At 71.4% G+C, this 14,094-nt stretch carries 11 protein-coding genes and 1 tRNA gene; 3 read left to right on the top strand and 9 right to left on the bottom strand.

Annotation, left to right across the window (positions count from 1 at the left end):
* Nucleotides 1–74 precede the first annotated feature (74 nt).
* Nucleotides 75–2,288 carry an MMPL family transporter gene (locus ACWD35_RS10620; RefSeq protein WP_451350792.1) on the bottom strand — a complete coding sequence of 738 codons (2,214 nt, stop codon included), beginning with the start codon at nt 2,286–2,288 and terminating at the stop codon, nt 75–77.
* A gap of 131 nt (nt 2,289–2,419) precedes the next feature.
* The gene (locus tag ACWD35_RS10615; protein ID WP_451350791.1) at nt 2,420–3,019 is read right to left on the bottom strand and encodes a TetR/AcrR family transcriptional regulator; all 600 of its coding nucleotides are present in this window, start codon (nt 3,017–3,019) and stop codon (nt 2,420–2,422) included.
* Nucleotides 3,020–3,227: 208 nt separating this feature from the next.
* On the opposite strand from ACWD35_RS10615, the gene ACWD35_RS10610 reads away from it, so the two are divergent.
* The gene (locus tag ACWD35_RS10610; protein ID WP_451350790.1) at nt 3,228–6,491 is read left to right on the top strand and encodes a S41 family peptidase; all 3,264 of its coding nucleotides are present in this window, start codon (nt 3,228–3,230) and stop codon (nt 6,489–6,491) included.
* A 177-nt stretch (nt 6,492–6,668) separates the two neighbouring features.
* Here the strand turns inward: ACWD35_RS10610 and ACWD35_RS10605 are convergent, their stop codons facing one another.
* The 4 genes from ACWD35_RS10605 to ACWD35_RS10590 form a co-directional block, all read right to left on the bottom strand.
* Nucleotides 6,669–6,899 carry a hypothetical protein gene (locus ACWD35_RS10605; protein ID WP_451350789.1) on the bottom strand — a complete coding sequence of 77 codons (231 nt, stop codon included), beginning with the start codon at nt 6,897–6,899 and terminating at the stop codon, nt 6,669–6,671.
* A gap of 90 nt (nt 6,900–6,989) precedes the next feature.
* Nucleotides 6,990–7,874 (bottom strand): SDR family oxidoreductase, encoded by an 885-nt coding sequence (locus tag ACWD35_RS10600; protein ID WP_451350788.1) that lies wholly within the window; start codon nt 7,872–7,874, stop codon nt 6,990–6,992.
* The gene (locus ACWD35_RS10595) at nt 7,871–8,836 is read right to left on the bottom strand and encodes an alpha/beta fold hydrolase (RefSeq protein WP_451350787.1); all 966 of its coding nucleotides are present in this window, start codon (nt 8,834–8,836) and stop codon (nt 7,871–7,873) included. Before ACWD35_RS10595 ends, ACWD35_RS10600 begins: the two co-directional genes overlap by 4 nt.
* Nucleotides 8,833–10,389, bottom strand: a complete 1,557-nt coding sequence (locus ACWD35_RS10590) for a flavin-containing monooxygenase (protein WP_451350786.1) — start codon at nt 10,387–10,389, stop codon at nt 8,833–8,835. Before ACWD35_RS10590 ends, ACWD35_RS10595 begins: the two co-directional genes overlap by 4 nt.
* A gap of 177 nt (nt 10,390–10,566) precedes the next feature.
* On the opposite strand from ACWD35_RS10590, the gene ACWD35_RS10585 reads away from it, so the two are divergent.
* Entirely contained in the window at nt 10,567–11,184 is a 618-nt protein-coding gene (locus ACWD35_RS10585; RefSeq protein ID WP_451350820.1) for a MerR family transcriptional regulator, read from the top strand.
* A gap of 19 nt (nt 11,185–11,203) precedes the next feature.
* Here ACWD35_RS10585 and ACWD35_RS10580 read toward each other — a convergent pair whose 3' ends face one another.
* Nucleotides 11,204–12,007: an exodeoxyribonuclease III gene (locus ACWD35_RS10580; protein ID WP_451350785.1), complete on the bottom strand. Its 804-nt coding sequence runs from the start codon at nt 12,005–12,007 to the stop codon at nt 11,204–11,206.
* A gap of 66 nt (nt 12,008–12,073) precedes the next feature.
* On the opposite strand from ACWD35_RS10580, the gene ACWD35_RS10575 reads away from it, so the two are divergent.
* Nucleotides 12,074–12,550: a GNAT family N-acetyltransferase gene (locus tag ACWD35_RS10575; protein WP_451350784.1), complete on the top strand. Its 477-nt coding sequence runs from the start codon at nt 12,074–12,076 to the stop codon at nt 12,548–12,550.
* 49 nt (nt 12,551–12,599) lie between these two features.
* Here ACWD35_RS10575 and ACWD35_RS10570 read toward each other — a convergent pair.
* Both ACWD35_RS10570 and sepX read right to left on the bottom strand, forming a co-directional pair.
* Nucleotides 12,600–12,673, bottom strand: a tRNA-Ala gene (locus ACWD35_RS10570).
* A 93-nt stretch (nt 12,674–12,766) separates the two neighbouring features.
* The gene (sepX, locus tag ACWD35_RS10565; protein WP_451350783.1) at nt 12,767–13,933 is read right to left on the bottom strand and encodes a divisome protein SepX/GlpR; all 1,167 of its coding nucleotides are present in this window, start codon (nt 13,931–13,933) and stop codon (nt 12,767–12,769) included.
* Nucleotides 13,934–14,094 lie beyond the last annotated feature (161 nt).

Below are 14,094 nucleotides of genomic sequence, written 5' to 3'. Positions count from 1 at the left end.
GACAAAAGGAAGCCGGTGAGGGTGCCCCGTCCCCACGGATCCCTCACCGGCTGGTCTCTTTCAGAAGCGGTACGTCAGGCGCGTACCAGCTCCCGCTCGTCGTCGCTGTCCCTGCGCTCCTCCTGCGAGCGCAGGCCCTCGCCCTCGACGTCGACGTTGGGCAGCATCCGGTCGAGCCACTTCGGCAGCCACCAGGCCCGCTTGCCGAGCAGCGTGAGCACCGCCGGGACGATGGCCATGCGGACGATGAACGCGTCGAAGAAGACGGCGATCGCGAGGCCGAAGCCGATCATCTTGATCATGGCCTCGCTGGAGCCCATGAAGCCGGAGAAGACGGCGATCATGATGATGGCCGCGGCGGTCACGACCCGCGCGCCGTACCGGAAGCCGGTCACCACGGCCTGGGTCGGCTTCTCGCCGTGGACGTACGCCTCGCGCATGCGGGTCACGAGGAAGACCTCGTAGTCCATGGCGAGACCGAAGACCACGCCGACCATGAAGATCGGCATCATCGACATGACCGGGCCGGTCTGCTCGACGTTCATCAGGCCGGACAGCCAGCCCCACTGGAAGACCGCGACCACGGCGCCGAGGGCCGCCAGCACGCTGAGCAGGAAGCCGAGGGCCGCCTTCAGCGGGACGAGGATCGAGCGGAACACCACGATCAGCAGCAGGAAGGCGAGGCCGACCACCAGGCCGAGGTAGGGCAGCAGCGCGTCGTTCAGCCTCTGCGAGACGTCGATGTTCATCGCCGTCGTACCGGTGACCAGGACCTCCGAGTCCGTGTCGCGGGCGATCTCCTTGCCCTTGTCACGGATGGCGTGCACCAGGCTCTCGGTGGTCTTCGAGGACGGCTTGGACTTCGGGACGACGGTGATCGTGGCGGTGTCGCCGGCCTTGTTGGGGGCGGCCGGGGTGACCGTGACGACGTCCTTGAGGCCCTTGATCTCGTCGCCGACCTTGGTGAAGTCGGCCTTGGGGTGGGCGCTGCCCTTGGCGTCGACGACAACCAGCAGCGGGCCGTTGAAGCCCGGTCCGAAGCCCTCGGACAGCAGGTCGTAGGCGCGGCGCTGGGTGGTGGAGACCGGCTGGGAGCCGTCGTCGGGCAGGCCCAGTTCGAGGGAGGCGGCCGGGATGGCCGCCGCGCCGAGGCCGACGATGCCGAGGAGGAGGACGGCGACCGGGCGGCGCACGACGAAGCTCGCCCAGCGCGTGCCCATGTTCGGGCGGTCCGGCTGCTTGGGCTTACGGCCGCCGCCGAGCAGCTTGCTCTTCTCGCCGACCGGCTTGACCCTGCGGCCCACGTAGCCGAGCAGCGCGGGGATGAGCGTGAGCGCGATGAGGACCGCGATGGCGACCGTGCCGGCCGCCGCGACGCCCATCTTGGTCAGCATCGGGATGTTGACGACGGACAGGCCGACCAGCGCGATGACGACGGTGAGGCCGGCGAAGACCACCGCCGAGCCGGCCGTGCCGACGGCGTGTCCGGCCGCCTCCTCGCGCTCGCGGCCCGCGGCCAGTTCGGCGCGGTAGCGGGAGACGATGAACAGGGCGTAGTCGATGCCGACGGCGAGGCCGATCATCGAGGCCAGGGTGGAGGTGGTGGTGCCCAGGTCCAGGGTGCTGGCGAGCGCGGTGACCGTGGAGACGCCGATGCCGACGCCGATGATCGCGGTCAGCAGCGGGAGTCCGGCCGCGAGCAGCGAGCCGAAGGTGATGACGAGGACGACGGCGGCGACCGCGATGCCGATGACCTCGCTGTTGCCGGTCTCGGGCTTGGTCTGGAGCGCGTCACCGCCGACCTCGACGGTCAGCCCGGTGTCCCGCGCTTCCTGCGCCGCCTTCTTCAGGGCGTCGCGCGAGGGGTCCTTCAGCTCCATGCTGGAGACCTTGTACTTCACCGAGGCGTAGGCGATCGTGCCGTCCTTGCTGACGGCGTGCCCGGCGTAGGGGTCGGCGACGGAGGCGACCTCGGAGTCGCTCTGCAGCTCCTTGACCGTCTTCTGGACGGTCGCCTTGTTGCTCGCGTCGGTCATCTTCTCGCCGCTGGGCGCCTTGAAGACGACACGTCCGGTCGCGCCGTCGGCGCTCATGCCGGGGAAGCGCTGTTCCAGCAGGTCGAAGGCCTTCTGCGCTTCGGTGCCGGGAATCGAGAAGGAGGAGTCGCTGGGGGTCGGCGCGGAGGCAGCGCCCACCCCGGCGAGGGTGAGCAGCGCGACCCATATGAGGGCGACGAAGTGCCGTCGCCGGAAGGCGAGCCGGCCGAGTTTGTAGAGGAAGGTGGCCACGGAGGCGTACTCCCGGTCAGGTCGTTGGGTTCATCAGGGCAGGGGCGATCAGCCCGACGACGAGAGCGGTGACGTCAGGTGAAGCTGGTGGAACTCGTCGAGCTTGTGGCGCTGGGGAAGCTGGGGGGTTGTCAGTCGGTACCGGCGCAGAGGGCGGGGAGAACCACGGCGTCGATGTACGAGGCGAGGAAGGCCTGGGTGGGTGGCTGGTTGTCGAGCATCGCCCGGGTGACGAAGCCGCCGACCATCATGTGCAGCATGAAGTCGAGCGCCGGGCAGTCGGGGCGGACCTCGCCCCGGTCGATCGCGCGCTGCAACACCTGCCGGAACCCGGCCATCTCGGGGTCCACGAGCTGCGCCCGGAAGGCCTCGCGCAGATCGTCGTTGTGGTGCATGGCCATGGCAACGCCCCGCATGAGCGCGGAGTTCCGCTCCATGGTGCAGTCGTCCTCCAGCGCCACGAGGGCGTGCAGGTCGCCGTGGAGGGATCCGGTGTCGATGTCACCGACGTGGCCTCGCTTGCTGTGCCGCAGCGCCCGGACGACCAGCTGCGCCTTGCCGCCCCACTGGCGGTAGAGCGTGGCCTTGCTGGACCGGGTGCGGGCGGCCACGGCGTCCATGGTGAGGGCGTCGTAGCCGACTTCCCGGAGCAGGTCGAGCACGGCCTCGTACAGCTCGGCCTCGCGCTCGGGGGTGATGCGACTGCGACGGGACGTCGCGGACTCGATCATCCCGATCACCCTCCTGTTCCGAACGACACGGTTTCGTACAGGAACGAATGTACCCCACCCCCTTACGAAACGAAACCGTTTCGTACGTGTCCTCGGTCACGGACAGAGAGAGCCGACTCGACAGGTTCACGAACGGCGGCCCGCAAAAGTTCCCGGAGTCGGCGCCGCACAAGTTGCTGGGCTCCATCCGGCGGAAAAGCATGGGAAGGTGAGCTATCTGCGTCTTCCCCACCTTTTCGGCGATCTGCTGTGCTTCGTGACCGAGGACGACCTCTGGCTGGCCCCCCTCGACGCCCCGGGCCGCGCCTGGCGGCTCACCGTGGACCGCGCGAAGGCCGGCCCCCCGCGCTTCTCTCCCGACGGGCGGCACATCGCGTACACGAGCTGGCGCAACCTCGTCCCGGAGATCCATCTCGCCGCCGTCGACGGCGGACCCGCGCGGCAGCTGACGTACTGGGGCAGCACCGACACCCGGGTCTGCGGCTGGACCCCGGACGGCGACATCCTCGCCGTCACCTCGCAGAGCGAGCCCTTCTCGTACTTCACCTCGGCCTACAAGGTGTCCACCGACGGCGACCCGGGCCGCAAGCTGCCCTGGGGCCCGGCCTCCGACATCCAGGTCGCCGACATCGAGGACGGGCACCGCACCCTCCTCCTCACCGGCACCCCGCCGCACGAACCGGCCTCCTGGAAGCGCTACCGGGGCGGCGCCATGGGCAGACTGTGGCTGCACGGCCGGCGGCTGCTGGAAGGCATCGGCGGCCACCTGGAGTCCCCCATGTTCGTCGGGGGCCGGATCGCCTTCCTCTCCGACCACGAGGGCGTCGGCAACCTGTACTCGTGCGCCTACGACGGCTCCGACCTGCGCCGCCACACCGACCACGACGCCTTCTACGCGCGCGCCGCCGCCACTGACGGCACCCGTGTGGTCTACCAGTGCGCGGGCGGCCTGTGGATCGTCGACGACCTGTCCCCGGACTCGGTCCCGCGCAGACTGGACGTGCGGCTGAGCGGCCCGCGCGCGGGGCGGCGCCCCTACCTGGTACCCGCCGCCCAGAACGTAGACGGCATCTCGGTGGACGAGACCGGCCGGGCCAGCGCCGTCGTCGTACGCGGCGGCCTGTCCTGGCTGACCCACCGCGACGGCCCCGCCCGTACGATCACCGACACGCCCGGCGTACGGGTACGGCTGCCGGAGATGCTGGGCTCCACCGGGCAGGTGGCGTACGTGACGGACGCCGAGGGCGAGGACGCCGTCGAGATCGCCCAGCTGCCCCGGGCCAGCGGCGGCCGTGCCCCGCGCCGGCTGGCCTCCGGTGAGCTGGGCCGGGTCCTGGAGCTGGTCTCCGACCCGCCCGGCGAACGCCTGGCCATCGCCTCGCACGACGGACGCCTGCTCCTCCTCACCGCATCCGATGAGGCGGCTGCCGCCGCGGGCACCGAGGACCCGGGCGGCGAGGTGACCGAGCTGATCCGGTCCGTCAACGGGCCCGTACGCGACCTCGCCTTCTCCCCGGACGGCGCCTGGCTCGCCTGGTCCCAGCCGGGCATCGGGCGCTCCCTGCGGCAGATCAAGCTGGCCCGCATCAAGGACCGGCTGATCGTGGACGTCACCAACGGCCGCTTCGAGGACGAGAACCCCGTCTTCACGCGCGACGGCCGCTACCTCGCCTTCCTGTCCTGGCGCGGCTTCGACCCGGTGTACGACGTCCACACCGGCGACCTGTCCTTCCCGCTGGGCTGCCGCCCGTACCTGGTCCCGCTGTCCTCGGCGACGCCGTCCCCGTTCGCCCTGAACCCCGAGGGCCGGCCGGCCGCCGGCGGGCTCGACCCCGTCGAGGACGAGGAGACCGGCGAGAACGGCACGGTGACGGTCGAGGTGGAGGGCCTGGAGAGCAGGGTCACGCCGTTCCCGGTCATCGCCTCCAAGTACTCGGCGCTGCAGCCGGTCGCGGGCGGCGGACTGGTCTGGCTGCGCTGGCCGATCTCCGGCGCGCTCGGCGAGACCTTCGCCAACCCCGCCGACATCAGCGGGCGGCCGACCCTGGAGTACTTCAACATCGCCAAGGCGAAGAAGTCCGAACTGGTCGGCCACCTGGACTGGTTCGCAGTGAGCGGCGACGGCACCCGGCTCGTCGTCGTCGACGAGGACGAACTGCGGGCGGTGCCCTCGACCGAGCCCGGCGACAGCGACTCGACCGTCTGGATCGACCTGCGCCGCATCCTGCACGAGGTCGACCCGGCCGCCGAGTGGCGCCAGTCGTACGCCGAGGCCGGCCGGCTGATCCGCGCCTACTTCTGGGACCCGGGCATGAGCGGCATCGACTGGGACGCGGTGCTCGACCAGTACCGCCCCCTGGTCGAACAGGTCGCCTCCCCCGACGAGTTCGCCGACCTGCTGCGCGAAGTCCTGGGCGAGCTGGGCACCTCGCACGCCTACGTCACGGCCGCCCGCCGCAACGAGGGCCCGCCGCACTACCAGCGCCGGCAGGGGCTGCTCGGCGCCAACCTCGTGCGCCGGGACGGCGGCTGGACCATCAAGCGCATCCTGCCCGGCGACTCCTCCGACTCCAAGGCGCGCTCACCGCTGGCCGGAACGGGCATCCGCGAGGGCGCCGTCCTCACCCACGTCGACGGCCGCCCGGTCGACCCGGTGACCGGCCCCTATCCCCTGCTGGCCGGCTCGGGCGGCACGACCGTCGAGCTGACCTTCACCCCGGCGGAGGGCGAGGCGGCGCACGCGCGGCGGGTCGCGGTCGTCCCGCTCATCGACGAACGCCCGCTGCGCTACCAGGACTGGGTGGCCAAACGCCGGGCCGTGGTACGGCAGTTGAGCGGCGGCAAGTGCGGCTACCTGCACATCCCCGACCTGGGCGGCTCGGGCTGGGCCCAGTTCAACCGCGACGTGCGCATGGAGGTGTCCCGCCCGGCGCTGATCGTCGACGTCCGCGGCAACGCGGGCGGCCACATCAGCGAGCTGGTCGTCGAGAAGCTGACCCGGACGATCCTGGGCTGGGACCTGACGAGGGACGCGCAACCGGTGTCGTACACCTCCAACGCCCCCCGGGGCCCGATCGTCGCCCTCGCCGACGAGGCGACCTCCTCCGACGGCGACATGATCACGGCGGCCTTCAAGCTGCTCAAGCTGGGCCCGGTGGTCGGCTCGCGCACCTGGGGCGGCGTCGTCGGCATGACCGGCCGCCACCGCCTCGGCGACGGCACGGTGATCACGGTGCCGATGAACGCGGCCTGGTTCGACGCCTACGGCTGGTCCGTGGAGAACCACGGCGTCACCCCCGACCTGGAGATCCTCCGCACCCCCCTGGACTGGGCGGAGGGCCGCCACGCCCAGATGGACGACGCGGTCCAACTGGCCCTGGACCTCCTGGAATCCAACCCGGCAGCAGTCCCACCGGACTACAGCGACGCCCCGAACAGAGCCCGCCCAAAGCTCCCACCGAGGCCGGCCTAGACGGCAGGGGGGCTGCGCTTCAAAGCAAGGGCTCATCAATAGGGGCGCGGGGAACTGCGCGACAAGCCCCCGCAGCCCCGCACCCGAAAACGCACCACAACCACCCCGAACAACACCGCAGGGCGCCCTCCTGAAAGAAGGGCGCCCCACGAATCCGGCCGAAGCCGAGCGCAGCGGCTACGCGTCGTAGTCGCGGTCGAAGCGCTCCCGCATCTCCTGCTCGGTGTCCTCGGCGTCGCGCAGGTTCTCGCGACCGGGCTGCTGCTGACCGCGCTGCGGCTGCTGCGGCTGCTGACCACGCTGCGGCTGCTGCTGGCCACGCTGCGGCTGCCCGGCCTTCTCACGGGCCTGGCCGGCCTTCTGCTTGCCCTGTTCGCGCGTCTTGCCGCTCTTGTCCTGCATACCCATGTGGGTTCACTCCCGTGGTGGGTGAGGGGGATTGGCCCGGTAGTGGGGCCTCGACCAGATTCACACGGGGGCACACACTGCGCATCTGGATCAGTTACGGTGCGTAGCACGCTCCGCTTCATCCGCGGCCCCACCTGCGCCGACGAGCCCGGCACTCATCCCCTTCAGCCGCGGCGCGTACCGCTGCACCTCGCGCTGGCCGACGACGCCGATGAGCGCCGGCAGGTACCCGCGCACGCCCTGCATCCCGCGCAGCCACCACTGCCCGTACACGTGCGCCGAGCGCCGCTCGATCCCGGCGACGATCCGGTCCACCGCGGGTCCCAGCGGGTACGTCTTGTTCGACGGCCACGGCAGCCGCTGGCGCAGCTCCCGCAGGACGTCGTCCTGGTCGGCGCCGCGCACCATGTCGGTGTCGGTCCAGGACAGGTACCCGACGCCGACGCGCACGCCCTGGTAACCGACCTCGGCGCGCAGGCTGTGCGCGTACGCCTCCACGCCCGACTTGGACGCGCAGTACGCCGTCATCATCGGCGCCGGGGTGATCGCGGCGAGCGAGGCTATCTGGAGCAGATAGCCGCGGCTCTCGACCAGCACCGGCAGGAACGCGCGGGCGGTCACGGCCGAGCCGATCAGGTTCACCTCGATCACCCGCCGCCAGGCCTGCGGATCGGAGTCGATGAACGGACCGCCGCTCGCCACCCCGGCGTTGGCGACCACGATGTCGACCTTCCCGAACCGCTCCTTCACCTCCTGCGCGACCCGGCCCATCGCCTCGTGGTCGGTGACGTCCGCGTACCAGTAGGCGCTGTCGCTGTGCAGCCGCCCGGAGACCTCCTTGAGCGCCTCCTCCTCCAGGCCGACCAGCGCGACCTTCGCGCCGCGCGCGGAGAGCTTGCGCGCCAGCAGCTCGCCGACGCCGCGCGCCGCTCCGGTCACGACGGCGACCTGCCCTTCGAGGCTGACCCTGCTCATGCGCTCTCCTTGCTCTGCACGGGGGTGGACTGGGGGGTGGACTGGGGGGTGGACGGGACCGTGGTGACGTACGTGGTGACGAGCTCCCGTATCTTGCCGGTCACCACTTCGGGGGCCTCGACCGGGCTCATGTGCCCGACGCCGGTCAGCTCGGTGAGGCCGATGCACTGCGGCAGCGCGGCGGCCAGCGCGCGGGCGTGCACGGGAGGCGTGAGCCTGTCGGACGCGCCGTGCACGATCTCGGTGGGCGCGTGCAACTCCCGTACACCGTGGTCGAGATCGAGCTTGCCGAGCGTACGTCCCCACGCCTGGCGCACGACGCGCGGGCAGGCGTGCACGATCCGTGCGCACGCCTCGACCATGTGCGGGGCGGAACCGGCGCCCATGGTGGCGTACTTGAGGACGCTCCTCGCGACCGGCGTGACCGGTCCGAGGGGAGCGCGAGAGGTGAGGATGCCCGCCGTGAGCAGGTCGCGGACGCCCCCGGCGCGCAACGGCACCACGCGCGACTCCGCGACCAGCCGCGAGCTGCCGGTGCTGCACAGCAGGACGGCGGCGGCGTGCTCCCGCAGGCGCGGGCGCGTGGCGGCGGCCATGACCGTCATGCCGCCCATGGAGTGCCCGACGATCAGGGCCTTCTCGTCGCGCGCGAGGGTCTCCGTGAGCACCGCTTCCAGGTCGTCCGCCAGCGCGTCAGTGGTGCACGCGGGGCTCGCGGGACTGCGCCCGTGCCCCCGCTGGTCGTACGCGATCACCCGGTGGTCGGCCGCCAGGTCCCGGATCTGCGCCGCCCAGAAGGCGGTGGAGCAGGTCCAGCCGTGGGAGAGGACGACCGGGGGCGCGCTCTCGGGCCCGTGCACCTCGACGTGCAGCCGAGCGCCGTCGGCGGACACGACGGTGAGTTCCTGGGCAGGGGCGGGCGGGGCGTAGGGCCCGCTGGTGACGGAGGCGAGGCGGCTCATGCGGCGGCCCCGCTCGGCTCCCCGGCGACCGCGGCCTTCTTCTTGGCCGTACGCGTCTTCTTCGCCTCGGGCCCGGTCGGCTCCGGCTTGCGGACGACCTCGTACTCCGCGAGGTCCACCTGACTGGTCGCACGCCGGAACTCGGTCGTCGTACCGGGCCAGACGGTGGTGTTACGGCCGCTCGCGTCCAGGTACCAGCTGGTGCAGCCGCCGGTGTTCCACACGGTCCGCTTCATGCGCTCCTGGACCATGTGGTTCCAGTCCCCGACGGCCGCGGGCCGGGCATCGAGGGCCGTACGGCCCCCGAGGACGTCCAGTTGCCGCAGATAGTCGGCCATGTAGTTCAGCTGGGACTCGATCATGAGGATCATGGAGGAGTTCCCGAGGCCGGTGTTGGGCCCGATGATCGTCATCCAGTTCGGGAACCCGGCGGCCGAGGCGCCGCGCAGCGCCTGCATGCCGCCCTTCCAGGACTCCGCGAGGGTGTGGCCGGCCGCGCCGACCACACGCTCGGCGATGGGCATGTCCGTGACGTGGAAGCCCGTACCGAAGATGATCGCGTCGACCTCGGCCTCGGTGCCGTCGGCGGCGACGGCCGTGGAGCCGCGGATCTCGCTGAGCCCACTGGCGACGACGTCCACGTTGGGCCGGGCGAGCGCCGGGTAGTACTCGCTGGACAGCAGGATCCGCTTGCAGCCGATGCGGTAGTCGGGGGTGAGCTTGGCCCGCAGGACCGGGTCCTTGATGGCACGGGCCATGTTCTGCCTGGCCAGCCGCTCGACCAGGCCCAGCTCGTCGGGGCGCTTGGTGAACGCCTGGACCTGCAGCTCCCGGATGCCCCACAGCAGCCCGCGGCGGAGCTGGGTGGTGAAGGGCAGCGCCCGGTGCAGCCGGCGCTCGACGCCACTGATGGCGCGGTCCATGCGGGGCATCACCCACGGCGGGGTCCGCTGGAAGAGGGTGAGCCGGCCGACCTCGCGCTGGATGGCGGGCACGATCTGGATGGCGGAGGCGCCGGTGCCGACCATGGCCACGCGCTTGCCGCGCAGGTCGTAGTCGTGGTCCCAGCGCGCGGAGTGGAACACCTTGCCCGGGAAGGACTTAAGGCCCGGGATCTCGGGCAGCTTCGGGTCGGACAGCGGCCCGGTGGCGGAGACGACGACGTCGGCCGAGAGCGAGCCGCGCGTGGTCTCGATGTTCCACCGCAGGTGCTCGGCGTCCCAGCTCATCAGCTTCACTTCGGAGTTGAAGCGGATGTGCGGGCGCAGCCCGAAGACGTCGGTGACGTGCTCCAGGTAGGCGCGGATGTGCTGCTGCCCGGAGAAGGTCCGCGGCCAGTCGGGATTGGGCGCGAAGGAGAAGGAGTACAGGTGCGAGGGCACGTCACAGGCGCACCCGGGGTAACTGTTGTCCCGCCAGGTGCCGCCGACGCTGTCGGCCCGCTCCAGGACGACGAAGTCGGTGATCCCCTCGCGGCGCAGCCGCACGGCGGCCCCCAGCCCACCGAAGCCGGACCCGATCACCGCCACCCGTACATGCTCATGCTGGGCCATCCCGAAGCCTCCACGCATCACCTAGGAACTCTGCCAGTGAACACTGGCGCAATGGGACTGTAGAGCAGCTGCGTACCGAGCGGTAGGGGTCGAAGAAGGAAAGTTACCGGCGGTACAACATAGGCTGCGGACGTGGCAGACGAAGCAGCACACCTGGGGGAACGGCGCGAGTACCGCATGGAGGAACTGGCGCGCCTGGCCGGCATCACCGTGCGCACGCTGCGCTTCTACCGCGAGCGCAAGCTGATCCCGCCACCGCGCCGCGAGGGCCGTATCGCCTGGTACGACGACCACCACCTGGCCCGGCTGCGCACGATCTCGGCGCTGCTGGAGCGCGGCCACACCCTCAACGGCATAGCGGAACTCGCGGAGGCCCTCGACCACGGCCGCGACGTCGCCGACCTCCTGGGCGTCACCCCCACCGAGGAGGAGCCGGTCCGCCTCACCCCCGAGGAACTCGCCGCCCGCTTCGAGGGCGAGGTCACCCCGGAGAACCTGGCCGCCGCCATGAACCTGGGCTACCTCGGCACCGACGGCGACGAGATCGTCCACATCAGCCGCCGCCTGCTGGACGTCTCGGCCGCACTGGTCCGCGAGGGCATCCCGCTCGCCGAGGTCCTCGCGGCGGGCGCCCGCGTCCGCGAGCACGCCGACGCCCTGGCCGAACTCTTCGCCGACGTGATCCTGCGCCACGCCCCCGAGGAGGACCTACAGCGCCTGCGCCCGCTGGCCCGCAGCGTGGTGGAGGCGGAGCTGTCACTGGCCCTGGACCGGCGCATGAACAAGCGGAGCTGAGCCCCGCACCGTAGCGGCCCTACCGGCCGTACACCACGGTCACCGGCGCATGGTCGGACCACCGCTCGGCGTGCGTGGCCGCGCGCTCGACGAAGCCCTTGACCGCCTTGGCCGCGAGGCCGGGCGTGGCCACGTGGTAGTCGATGCGCCATCCCGAGTCGTTGTCGAAGGCCCGGCCCCGGTACGACCACCAGCTGTACGGCCCCTCCACGTCCGGGTGCAGGGCGCGTACGACGTCGACGTAGCCGCCGTCCTGCGCGTCGAACACCTGGCTGAGCCACTCCCGCTCCTCGGGCAGGAAGCCGGAGTTCTTGGTGTTGCCGCGCCAGTTCTTCAGGTCGGCCTGCTGGTGGGCGATGTTCCAGTCGCCGCAGACGACCACCTCGCGCCCCTCGGCGGCGGCCCGCTCGCGCAGCTGCCTGAGGTGGGCGAGGAACTCGCCCATGAAGCGGAGCTTCTCGTCCTGCCGCTCGGTGCCGACCTCGCCGGCGGGCAGGTAGAGGGAGGCGACGGTGACCCCGGGCAGGTCGGCCTCCACATAGCGTCCGCTGCCGTCGAACTCGGCCGAGCCGAAGCCGACCCGCACCCGGTCGGGCTCGCGCCGCGTGTAGAGGGAGACGCCCGCGCGGCCCTTGGCGGCGGCCGGGGCGTGCACGACGTGCCAGCCGTCGGGCTGCCGCACCTCCTCGGGCAGCTGGTGCGGCTCGGCGCGTACCTCCTGTAGGCACACGACGTCCGCGGAGGTCTGGGCGAGCCACTCCACGAAGCCCTTCTTGGCGGCGGCCCGCAGCCCGTTCACGTTCACCGAGGTCACAGTCAGCATCAGGGCACGATACCGGCACACTGGACCGAGTCCGCCAACCCATCGCATAGAGGTTCGATCGCCAGCATGAACATTCGCCGTGTCCGTTTCGACCACCCCGACGCCACGAAGCTCAACGACGAGGTCCAGGCCGAGTACGCCGAGCGCTACGGCGACGAGGGCGACGCCACAACCCTCGGGACGACGGACTTCGACCCGCCGAACGGGCTCTACCTGATCGCGTACGACGAGTTCGACCGCCCCGTGGCCACCGGCGGCTGGCGCAGCCAGGACCGCAACGAGGAGGGCAACGAGGACGGCGACGCGGAGCTGAAGCGCATGTTCGTCATAACGGAGATGCGCGGCCGGGGTCTGGCCCGCCGCATCCTCGCGGCTCTGGAGGAGGACGCCCGCGAGGCCGGCCGCGTCCGCATGGTCCTGGAGACCGGCACCAAGCAGCCGGAGGCCATCGCCCTGTACGCCTCGTGCGGTTACGAGCCGTGCACCCCGTTCGGCTACTACCGGCACCACCCGGAGAGCCGCTGCTTCGCGAAGCAGCTGTAGACACGATGAAGCCCCGGTCGACGGAAGTCGACCGGGGCTTCATGCTGCGTGGACCTGAGGGGATTTGAACCCCTGGCCCCCTCGATGCGAACGAGGTGCGCTACCGGACTGCGCCACAGGCCCTTGCAACGAGTGAAACTCTAGCATCCCCATCGGGGTGCTTGGAAATCCGTTCCCTGACTGGTCAGAGGCGGGCTTCCGGTTGAGTGACGGCCGTCACTCGTTGGCCGCGCGCGGGCGGTCGCCGTCCTCGTACTGGTCGAAGAGCGGCGTGCGTCCGCGCCCGCGTGCCCGGCGTGCGGAGGCCGCGCGTCGTGCGCCGCTGCGGCCGTCCGCCGGCTTGTCGTCGGACGGGGGCGCGGGCTCGTCCGCCTCGGCCTGGGGCGCGTGCTCCGCCTCGTGCTCCGGCGCGACCGAACTGGACCGTGCCGAACTCCAGGTGCCGGGCGCCCCCAGGTCCACGTCGGAGGTGGCCCGCGGGGCGACCGGCGCGGTCACGTACGTCGGCAGCGGCACGGGCACCGGGTCCCAGCTGTCCCCGTGGCCGGGGCGCCGCTGCCGCTCGCGCTGCTGGTCGACCCACTCGGCATGGTCGGTCTGCTCGACGAGGGCGCGGCGGTCCGCGGCGAGCGCCGCGGAGAGAGCGGGGTCGGTCTTGGGTTCTGGTCCCTCGTCCGGTTCGTCCGCGCCCGCACCCGCGTCGAGGGACGCGCGCCGGCGCGGCTGGCGCTCACGCAGGTGCCGGGCGGCGGCCTCTGCGCGGCGGCGGTCCATCTGGTACGCGAAGCGGCGCCGCTCCTGCGAGCGCAGGTAGGCGATGTACCCGCTGAGCAGCACGGCGGGCGCGGCGGGCGCCCACAGGAAGGCGAGCCCGCCGACGGCGGCGACGATCGCGCCGAGCGTGAAGGCGAGGAAGAGCATCACGGTGGTCCGCCGTCGGCGCGCGAGCACCTTCGAGCGGCGGGCGCGCGCGGCGGCCGACTGCGCCGACGGCGTCCGCTGCACGGCCGGCTCGCGCTTGTGCGCGGGCGCTTCCGGCTTGTGCGCGGGTACCTCCGGCTTCTGGGCGGACGCCTCCGGCTCGGCCTCCGTACGGACCTGACGGCGGGTCGGAGGCATGGCGAAGGCCCGGACGTCCACCGAGTCGGTGACGGCGTCCGGATCGCTGGCGTCCGGCTCCCCCTCCTGGGCGGAGCGCGCACGCAGGTCCTTGGCGTAACGACGCTCCATCCCCGCCCGTCCGGACAGCAGCCGGATGGCGGTGCTGAAGCGTTCCGTCGGACGGGCCTCGTTCAGCTCGTCCTGCCTACGGAGCCACATCGGCACCAAGTAGGCGGCCCAGGCCCCGACAATGACTGCGTAGATGAGGCCGCTGCTGCTCACGCCTCACACGGTAGAGGGGTTTGCGTGAGGCCATCTGCCAATTCGGCCGGTGTGTCGCACGATCTGGCTGATATTTCCAGCTTTTTTTGCGACGGATGCGATCAGCGGACCGCCGGAACCGCGAATTCAATGCCCGGAGGCGGTCAGCGGCCGATCAATTT

The organism is Streptomyces sp. NPDC002671 (assembly GCF_053592475.1).
The sequence above is the reverse complement of the archived record's forward strand: the minus strand, read 5'-3'. Positions and strand labels throughout refer to the sequence as shown.

Coding starts and splice junctions, on each gene's coding strand:
- ACWD35_RS10605 (WP_451350789.1), bottom strand. CDS start 6,899: ATGGGTATGCAGGACAAGAGCGGCAAGACGCGCGAACAGGGCAAGCAG.
- ACWD35_RS10600 (WP_451350788.1), bottom strand. CDS start 7,874: ATGAGCAGGGTCAGCCTCGAAGGGCAGGTCGCCGTCGTGACCGGAGCG.
- ACWD35_RS10585 (WP_451350820.1), top strand. CDS start 10,567: ATGGAGGAACTGGCGCGCCTGGCCGGCATCACCGTGCGCACGCTGCGC.
- ACWD35_RS10580 (WP_451350785.1), bottom strand. CDS start 12,007: ATGCTGACTGTGACCTCGGTGAACGTGAACGGGCTGCGGGCCGCCGCC.
- ACWD35_RS10595 (WP_451350787.1), bottom strand. CDS start 8,836: ATGAGCCGCCTCGCCTCCGTCACCAGCGGGCCCTACGCCCCGCCCGCC.
- ACWD35_RS10590 (WP_451350786.1), bottom strand. CDS start 10,389: ATGGCCCAGCATGAGCATGTACGGGTGGCGGTGATCGGGTCCGGCTTC.
- ACWD35_RS10615 (WP_451350791.1), bottom strand. CDS start 3,019: ATGATCGAGTCCGCGACGTCCCGTCGCAGTCGCATCACCCCCGAGCGC.
- ACWD35_RS10575 (WP_451350784.1), top strand. CDS start 12,074: ATGAACATTCGCCGTGTCCGTTTCGACCACCCCGACGCCACGAAGCTC.